Below are 8,024 nucleotides of genomic sequence, written 5' to 3' on the forward strand. Positions count from 1 at the left end.
CGGTGGGTGTTCTGCCGGTCCCGGCGACCTGATGCTCCGGGAGTTCAGCAGGCCCGGAGGCCTCGTCGGCCGGGGCGCTCAGCCGGTCTGGATGCGCCAGATCGAGATGCCGAAGCAGATCAGCCCGAGCAGCAGGAGACCGAGGGTCGCCCACCAGGGCTTCTTGGAGCGGTAGAACGACCAGGTGCCGCCGAGCAGCATGCCCCCGGCGAACAGCATCGCGAAGGCGAGGATCATGCGGCGCCCTCCTGGTCGTAGCGGGGCAGGGTGCGCAGCCAGTTGGCCAGGAGCACCGAGCCGGCGTCCCCGGACTTCTCCGGGTGGAACTGGGTGGCGCACAGGGCACCGTTCTCGACCGCGGCGACGAAGCGGTCGCCGTCGTGCTCGGCCCAGGTCACCAGCGGCGCCTTCATCGGGCCGATCGGCTCCATCTCCCAGCGGCGGGCGGCGTAGGAGTGGACGAAGTAGAACCGCTCGTGGTCGACGCCCGCGAACAGGGCGGAGCCCTCGGGCGCCTCGACGGTGTTCCATCCCATGTGCGGGACGACGGAGGCTTCCAGGCGGGTCACCTCGCCGGGCCACTGGGCAAGGCCCACGGAGCGCTCGCCGTGCTCGTCGCCGGCGTCGAACATGACCTGCAGCCCCACGCAGATGCCGAGGACCGGACGGCCGCCGGCGAGTCGCCGTTCGATGAGACGGTCCCCGCCGACGGCGCGGATCTGCTCGACGGTGGCGGCGTACGCGCCGACCCCGGGCACGACCAGTCCGTCGGCCGCGAGCGCCTGCTCGCGGTCCGCGGTGAGCGCGACCTGGGCGCCGGCGGCCTCGAGGGCCCGCACCACGGAGCGCACATTGCCGGAGCCGTGGTCCAGGACCACGACGCGGGCGGGGCGGCCCTCGCCGGGCGCCGTCCCACGGGTCTGGGCCGGGCTCACTTGCGCTTCTTCCCGGAGGCGATCCACTCCAGCGCCTCGGCCCGGCTCAGGGTGGAGGGGTCCAGTCCCTCGCCCAGCTCGCCGAGGTCCGTGGCGCCCAGCAGCAGCTCCTCGACGACGTCGTCGACCGCGCCGAGCACGATCGCGGGCGAGATGTCCTCCCCGCGCCCCCCGTTCTTGTAGCGGGTCGCGGTCATGCGGTCGCCGCGCCGCCAGAACAGCACGATGCCGTTGCGCTGCAGGGCGGCGGAGGCGATCGCCGCGAGATCGTGCGCCGCGGTCTCCGCGAGCGGGCCCGCGGCGATCGCGCCGGTGCTGGTGTCGAGGGTGCGGGTGCCGGCGGGGATGTCGATCCCGTCGGTGCGCGCCTCGCGGCCCAGTCGGATCACTCCGGCCAGGGCCTTCGCGGAGACGACGGAGGTGGCGACCACCGCGACGGTGGGCTCGGCGTCGGGGCCGGTCTCCGCGGGCTCGGAGAGCACGTCCTCGACGGTCAGCGGGGTCTCATCGAGGGAGATGCCCTCCATCAGGCGGGCGAACTCGGCATCGATGTCTTCGCCGGGACGGCCGGCGCCCTGGTCGGCGGGCCCGCCGCTGCGGGGATCCTCGGGATCGGAGGTGCTCACAGTGCTCCCTTGGTCGAGGGGACGTCGAGGACGCGGTCATCGTAGGCGCAGGCGGCGCGCAGTGCACGCGCCAGAGCCTTGAACTGGGCCTCGACCACGTGATGGGGGTCTCGGCCCTCGAGCAGCCGGATGTGCAGGCAGATCGCGGCGTGGTGGGCGATCGACTCGAAGACGTGCCGGGTCAGCGAGCCGGTGAAGTGCCCGCCGATGAGATGCAGCGCCTGGGCCTCGCTCTCCCCCGAGTGCACGCAGTAGGGACGGCCCGAGAGGTCCACGACCGCCTGGGCGAGGGACTCGTCCAGCGGGACCATCGCATCACCGAAGCGGGCGATGCCCCGCTTGTCGCCGAGCGCCTCGCGCAGCGCCTGGCCGAGCACGATCGAGGTGTCCTCGACGGTGTGGTGGGCATCGATGTGCACATCACCGGTCGCCTTGACCGTGAGGTCGAAGCGGGCGTGCGTGCCCAGCGCCGTGAGCATGTGGTCGAAGAAGGGCACCGAGGTGGAGACGTCGACCTGGCCGGTGCCGTCGATGTCGAGGGTGAGCTCGATCGAGGACTCGCGGGTGGTGCGGCTGATCGTCGCGGTGCGGGGCCGGCGCGCGCCGGAGCCCGGCGCGGCGGAGCCAGGTGCGGCCGTGGGCTGGTGGGAGTCGGGGCTCTGGGTGTCGGTCATCGGGGGTCGGCCTCCTCGAGGGCGGTGCGGAAAGCAGAGTTGTCCTCGGGGGTGCCGAGGGAGACGCGCAGCCAGCCGGCGGGGCCGACGGCTCGGATCAGGACGCCGCGGCCGAGCAGGGCCTCGAACACGGCGTCGCGGTCGGTGAAGCTGCGGAAGAGGATGAAGTTCGCGTCCGACGGGGCGACGTCGTGGCCTCGCGTGCGCAGGTGCTCGGCGAGCGCGTCGCGTTCGCGGCGCAGCAGCGCCACCTTTCCCAGCAGCTCCTCCCGGTGGGCGAGGGCCGTGCGGGCCACCGCCTGGGTGACGGCGGAGAGGTGATAGGGCAGGCGCACCACGCGCACGGTGTCCACGATCGCAGGATCCGCGACCAGGTAGCCGAGCCTCGCACCGGCCAGGGCGAACGCCTTGGACATGGTGCGGGTGACGACCAGGTTCGCGTGCGTCGGCAGCAGCGTGAGGGCGCTGGGCACCCCGTCGCGACGGAACTCGCCATAGGCCTCGTCGACCACGAGCAGGCCGCGTGTCGGGGCCAGGGCCGCGGCCGCGGCCTCGACGACCTCGAGCTCGAGGGCGGTTCCGGTGGGGTTGTTCGGGGAGGTGAGCACCACGATGCTCGGGCGGTGCTCGGCGATCGCGGCGGTGACGGCCTCGGCGCTCAGCGCGAACTCGGGGGCGGGGCCGCGCTCGGCGGTGACCCAGTCGGTATAGGTGTCGCGCGCGTACTCGGGGTACATCGAGTAGTGCGGGGTGAAGCCCAGCGCGGTGCGGCCGGGGCCGCCGTAGGCCAGCAGCAGCTGATGCATGACCTCGTTGGAGCCGTTGGCGGCCCAGACCGCCTCGGCGGGCGGCGCGGTGACACCCGACTCCGCCGCGAGGTACTCCCCCAGCTCGGCGCGCAGGGCGAGGGCCTCGCGGTCCGGGTACCGGTTCAGGCCCGTGGCCGCCTCCGCGGCGGCGCGACCGATGGCCGCGGTGAGCTCCGGCGAGGGGCCGTAGGGGTTCTCGTTGACGTTCAGCGCATGCGCGACCTCGAGCTGGGGGGCGCCGTAGGGGGCGGCTCCCGCGATGCCGTCGCGCGGGACGGGCAGGGCGGAGCTGTCGAGGGTCGGAGCGGAGTTCGCGGGCATGGCCTCCATGGTAGTTCTCCGTGCAGGTCCGCGATCCGGCCGTCCGTGTGCCGAGGCGCGACCGGGCGAGGGACGACGGCAGGACGGGCGCAGAACCATGACGGCAGGAGCGATGACGGCACACCGACGACTGCAGAGCGATGACTGCAGAGCGACGGCTGCACCGTGGCACCCTTCACAGCCGCGCCCTCGCCCTCCTGCCGGGGCGGAGGTCGCCAGTACCCTGGCGAGATGTTCCGTTCTCTGGGTGCCCTCGTGGGCGACCTGCTGGTCGTCCTGCTCTTCGTCGCGATCGGCTTCGTTCAGCACGGCACGCCGCTGACCACGCAGAACCTCGTCCTCGTGGGCTGGCACTTCGCCCTCGGGGTGCTGCTGGGCCATCTCGCGATCCGCGCCTGGCGGGCGCCGTTCCGGATCTGGCCGCACGGCGTGTTCGTCTGGGCGATCACGCTTGCGACAGCGATGGCGCTGCGCACCCTGTTCGGCGCGGGCACCGAGGCGTCCTTCCTCATCGTGACCGCCGTCGTCACCGCGGTGGGGATGTTGGGCTGGCGCGCGGTGGCCAGCTTCCTCACGCGCGGCGAGCGGGTGCGACCGCGGGCCGTGACCGCCGCCGAGGCGGAGGAGCTCCGCGCCCCCTGATCCGCTCGGTCCCGGCTCGTCCGGGCCGGTGTCATCCCCATCCGGTCGGTGTCACCTCCGGCTGCTGATCACCTGATCGATCTCGAGCCCGTGACCGGCCGGGTAGAGCGGGTCCTCGGTGCCGCCGGGGACGTCCTCGGGAGCGGACCGCACCGCGTCCATCGAGCGCGGCAGGTCGATCGGGAGCCGACCGCGTGGCGGGAGCACTCCGGTGATCGCATCTGCCCAGGCCGCGCCCGAGACCCCGAAGCTTCCGGTGAGCGCATCGCAGTGCTCGACGATGCCGGTCAGCACCGCGGCCCGGTCCAGATCCACATCGAGGATCAGCGGGCAGGCCGCCCGGAGTCGGGCCAGCCGGTGGGCCAGACCGGGCGGGTGCTCGAGGTCGCCCTGGTGGAACCATGCTTCGAGGAAGAGATCGTCCCGGGGCTGGAAGGGGGCGCCGATCCGCAGCAGCGCGACGTCGGCCTGTGCGGGGTCGGCGACCTGCTCCCCCAGGGAGGCGAGGACCTCCTCGGGCACTCCCTCCGCGTAGATCCGTGGCCGGCCGCCACCGGTGAGCAGGGGCAGCACCCCGCCGTCGTCGTGCAGGACCACGACGCTGCGCGACTGCGCCTCATGCCCGCGGCGGCGCGACGGCCCGGTGCCCACCTGGTCGGCGGCCGCGGCCTCGTCGACATAGGGGTCGTCGAACAGCCCCAGCCGGAACTTCACCAGGAGCAGGCGGCGGGCGGAGTCGGTCACCCGCTGCTCGCTCACCAGGCCCTCCCGGACCAGCTCCAGCAGCAGCTCGGTGCACTCCTCGCCACCGAACTGGTCCGCTCCGGCCTCGAGGATGCGCTGCAGGCGCTGGGACGGGGAGAGCTCCTCGACGCCCCAGGCGCGGGCCGGCAGCACCTGGTCGCCGACGTGGTTGTCATTGACTAGCTCCCAGTCGCTGACGATCACGCCGTCGAAGCCGAGCTCCTCCCGCAGCAGCCCGGTGAGGATCTGGCGGTTGAAGCCGAAGCCGACCGCCTCGATCTCCTCGCCGTCCCGCTCGAGCCCGACGGGTCGGCCGTAGTACGGCATGATCGCGTCGGTGCCCTGCTCGATGGCCACCCGGAAGGGCAGGAGGTGGTCCTCGAACCGCCCTCCCGGGTAGATCTGGTCCCGGCCGTAGGGGAAGTGGGCGTCCTCGCCGTCCTTCTGCGGGCCCGCGCCGGGGAAGTGCTTGACCGTGGACTGCACCGAGGGTGCGCCGTCGGCCCCACGCAGCCCCTCCAGCGCCGCCCCGACCAGGCGGGCGACGAGCTGCGGCTCCTGACCGAAGCACTCCCGCTGGCGTGCCCAGCGCGGCTCGGTGGCGAGATCGGCGACGGGGTGCAGCCCTGCGCGGATGCCGACGGCGGTGTACTCGCGACGCACCGTCTCAGCCCATTCGCGCACCAGCCCCGGATCGTCCAGCGCGCCGAGCCCGAGCGGCTCGGGCCACAGGGAGAAGAACGAGGTCGCCCAGGAGGTGCCCGCGTTCTGCGCCCCTCCGTGGCGAGGATCGGTGGAGAGCGTGACCGGGATGCCGTGCGGGGTCCGCTCGGCGAGCTGCTGGAGGCGGTTGTGCCAGCGGGCGGCGGCCTCCGCGCTCTCCAGGCCGTGCACGTTGAAGTGGGTCATGTGCTTGCCGATCACCACCTCCTCGGTGCCGGACTTGGAGATCGCCCCGGGGCCATCCAGGAGGGTGCCGTCCGGTCCCGTCTCGATGACGGTGTGGAACATGAGCCCCACCTTCTCCTCGAGGGAGAGCCGGGCCAGCAGGTCCTCGGTGCGCTCCTGGGGGCTGCGGCGCGGATCCTCGAAGGGGTCCATCACCCCGTTGCGGTTCAGGTCCCGGAACATGGTGCCGTCGGCGGCGGTGGCCAGGTGCGGGTGGGTGCGATCAGCCGTGGGCACGGAAGGTCTCCTGGGAGAGGACGGGGCGGAGGGCGGCGGCGACCTCGTCGGTGCCGAACCACTGGTGCAGCTGCTCCTCGAGCAGCACGTTGCCGAGCGCTCCGAGCACCATGGACTGGTCCAGGGAGAGGTGGCGGCGGGCGATGACGCCGGAGCCGACGGCGACGGCGTCGTGGAAGCCACCGGGCCCGTAGGCGCCGAGCTCGGTCTCGATCCGGGAGAGGTTCTCGATCGCGGCCTCGGGCTCGTACTGCAGCGCGAGAGCCGCGGCGTGCGGGGTCACCACCCCGTCCAGGCCCTGCGGGTACGGGACGTCCGGACGCCAGTCGGTGCCGGCGGCGTCGGAGAAGTAGCCCACCGGGTTCAGGCCCAGGGCATCGACCCCGTACTCGCGATATCCCGCGTGCGGGTCCGAGCTCGGCGAGAAGCCCCAGTAGCCGTAGCCGGCCTCCTCGAGGCCGTGCTCGCGCTGGGCGCGCACGTGCAGAGGGTGGTTCCTGCCCCAGCTTCGCGGCGCCCACTCCGCCTCGGGCACGAACAGGTCCGGCATCAGCTCCTCGAACATGGAGCCGCCCCAGCCGGGGACGATCTCCATCCCGCGGTAGGTGTGGGCGCCCTGGAAGAAGGACACCCCCTCGTGCTCGGTCCACTCCCCCACCGGCGGCATCTCGGACCAGTCCCACTCCGGCGGGAAGGTGCGGTAGGTGGTGAAGTAGGCGGCGGAGGGGATCTGGCCGGTCATGATGCCGAGATAGGTGACCATCCGCGCCTCGGAGACGGCGGTGTCGTAGTGGTGCTCGGCGTGGTACCAGACCTCCGCCCCGGGGATGTCGTTCATCAGGGGGCGCAGCTCGACACCCTCGCGGTGCGGGTCCTCCAGCCAGAAGCCGCCGATGGTCTGGCCGGGCTGGGCGTCGACGTCGCGGTCGAAGAACACGTCCCAGCGCATCGCCTCGAACAGCCGGCTCGCTCGGCGACGGTTCGAGGGGTCCGCCTGGGCGACGACGTGGAGCGCGGCACCGAGCCACCCCATGTCGACGCTCGAGACGAACGGGACCACGGGAGCGCCGGTGCCGGGCCAGCTGCGCAGCACGGAGCCGTCGGTCTCGTCGTACCAGTTCACGTACATGCCCGAGGGCTCGTGGTGCTCCATCTGCTCGAGCGAGTCGAGGGTGCGGGAGATCCGGTTCCGGCACTCGCCGGGCGTGATCAGTCCGAGCTCGCGGGCGACGAGCGCGGACCACAGGTAGCCGCCGATGTTGGTGGGCGAGGTGTGGCGGGAGTGCCCGACGAGGCCCGCGCCGATGTTGTCCGAGACGAGCCCCGTGGAGCGCACGGTCATCGCGTCCAGCGAGCGCCAGGTGTCCGCCGCCCAGCGGCGCAGCAGTCGGCGCGAGCCGTCGGGGCCGGACTTGCCGTCGGGGCCGCCGGCCGGTCGGCCCACGAGGGGAACGGCACCGGCCGCGGGACGGGTCCCCGCCGCGTGGCCGGCGGGGAGGCCCGCCCCGGCACCGAGCAGTGGCGCGGCGAGCAGGGGGACGGAGAGCAGGGTGCGTCGGTCGATGGCGTGCATGGTGACTCCTCGGGACGGTGGGAGCGGACGCGGGGTGCGCTCACTTGATGCCGGTCGTGGCGATGCCCTGGATGAAGTAGCGCTGGAAGAACAGGAAGACGACGAGGATGGGCAGGACGATGAGCGTGGCCCCGGCCAGGAGCAGCCCGTAGTCCGTCTGGTTCTGACCGGTCGAGATCAGGGCGAGCGCGACCGGCAGGGTGTAGGTCGACTCGCTCGAGGAGACGACCAGCGGCCACAGGAAGTTGTTCCAGGAGCCAAGGAAGGTGAGGATGCCGAGGGTCGCGAAGGCGGGCCCCGCGAGCGGCAGGTAGATGCGGAAGAAGATCGCGATCTCGCCGACGCCGTCGATGCGCCCGGCCTCCAGCAGCTCCCGCGGCAGTCCCAGGAAGAACTGCCGCATGAGGAAGACGCTGAAGGGCTGGACCAGGAACGGCAGGATCAGCGCGGGGATCGTGTCAGCGAGCCCCAGGTTCACCACCAGCACGTACTGCGGGATGAAGGTGACCAGTCCC

General features: G+C 72.6%; 9 protein-coding genes. 1 reads left to right on the top strand and 8 read right to left on the bottom strand.

All coding sequences use genetic code 11. The annotated features are described in order from the left end of the window. Positions 1–78 precede the first annotated feature (78 nt). From VF289_RS04595 to VF289_RS04615, 5 genes are read right to left on the bottom strand one after another with little or no spacing between them, the layout of a single operon-like run. Positions 79–237, bottom strand: a complete 159-nt coding sequence (locus VF289_RS04595; protein ID WP_330881560.1) for a hypothetical protein — start codon at positions 235–237, stop codon at positions 79–81. Next, positions 234–935 carry an imidazole glycerol phosphate synthase subunit HisH gene (hisH, locus tag VF289_RS04600; RefSeq protein WP_330881562.1) on the bottom strand — a complete coding sequence of 234 codons (702 nt, stop codon included), beginning with the start codon at positions 933–935 and terminating at the stop codon, positions 234–236. The genes VF289_RS04595 and hisH overlap by 4 nt, the downstream gene beginning before the upstream one ends. After that, positions 932–1,561 carry a hypothetical protein gene (locus tag VF289_RS04605; RefSeq protein WP_330881564.1) on the bottom strand — a complete coding sequence of 210 codons (630 nt, stop codon included), beginning with the start codon at positions 1,559–1,561 and terminating at the stop codon, positions 932–934. The genes hisH and VF289_RS04605 overlap by 4 nt, the downstream gene beginning before the upstream one ends. After that, positions 1,558–2,235: an imidazoleglycerol-phosphate dehydratase HisB gene (gene hisB, locus VF289_RS04610; protein WP_330881566.1), complete on the bottom strand. Its 678-nt coding sequence runs from the start codon at positions 2,233–2,235 to the stop codon at positions 1,558–1,560. The genes VF289_RS04605 and hisB overlap by 4 nt, the downstream gene beginning before the upstream one ends. Continuing rightward, the gene (locus VF289_RS04615; RefSeq protein ID WP_330881568.1) at positions 2,232–3,365 is read right to left on the bottom strand and encodes a histidinol-phosphate transaminase; all 1,134 of its coding nucleotides are present in this window, start codon (positions 3,363–3,365) and stop codon (positions 2,232–2,234) included. Before VF289_RS04615 ends, hisB begins: the two co-directional genes overlap by 4 nt. Before the next feature lie 231 nt (positions 3,366–3,596). On the opposite strand from VF289_RS04615, the gene VF289_RS04620 reads away from it, so the two are divergent. Next, positions 3,597–4,007, top strand: coding sequence for a DUF3054 domain-containing protein (locus tag VF289_RS04620; protein WP_330881570.1), 411 nt, complete (start codon positions 3,597–3,599; stop codon positions 4,005–4,007). Positions 4,008–4,058: 51 nt separating this feature from the next. On the opposite strand, the gene VF289_RS04625 is transcribed toward VF289_RS04620, so the two are convergent. From VF289_RS04625 to VF289_RS04635, 3 genes are all read right to left on the bottom strand, one after another. Then, positions 4,059–5,882: a glycoside hydrolase family 3 protein gene (locus VF289_RS04625; RefSeq protein WP_330881577.1), complete on the bottom strand. Its 1,824-nt coding sequence runs from the start codon at positions 5,880–5,882 to the stop codon at positions 4,059–4,061. Positions 5,883–5,922: 40 nt separating this feature from the next. Then, the gene (locus tag VF289_RS04630; RefSeq protein ID WP_330881572.1) at positions 5,923–7,509 is read right to left on the bottom strand and encodes a glucoamylase family protein; all 1,587 of its coding nucleotides are present in this window, start codon (positions 7,507–7,509) and stop codon (positions 5,923–5,925) included. A 40-nt stretch (positions 7,510–7,549) separates the two neighbouring features. Then, the coding region (locus VF289_RS04635; protein ID WP_330881574.1) for a carbohydrate ABC transporter permease at positions 7,550–8,024 on the bottom strand (475 nt) is incomplete at its 5' end.

It is taken from the genome of Brachybacterium sp. (assembly GCF_036379615.1).
GTDB lineage: Bacteria > Actinomycetota > Actinomycetes > Actinomycetales > Dermabacteraceae > Brachybacterium.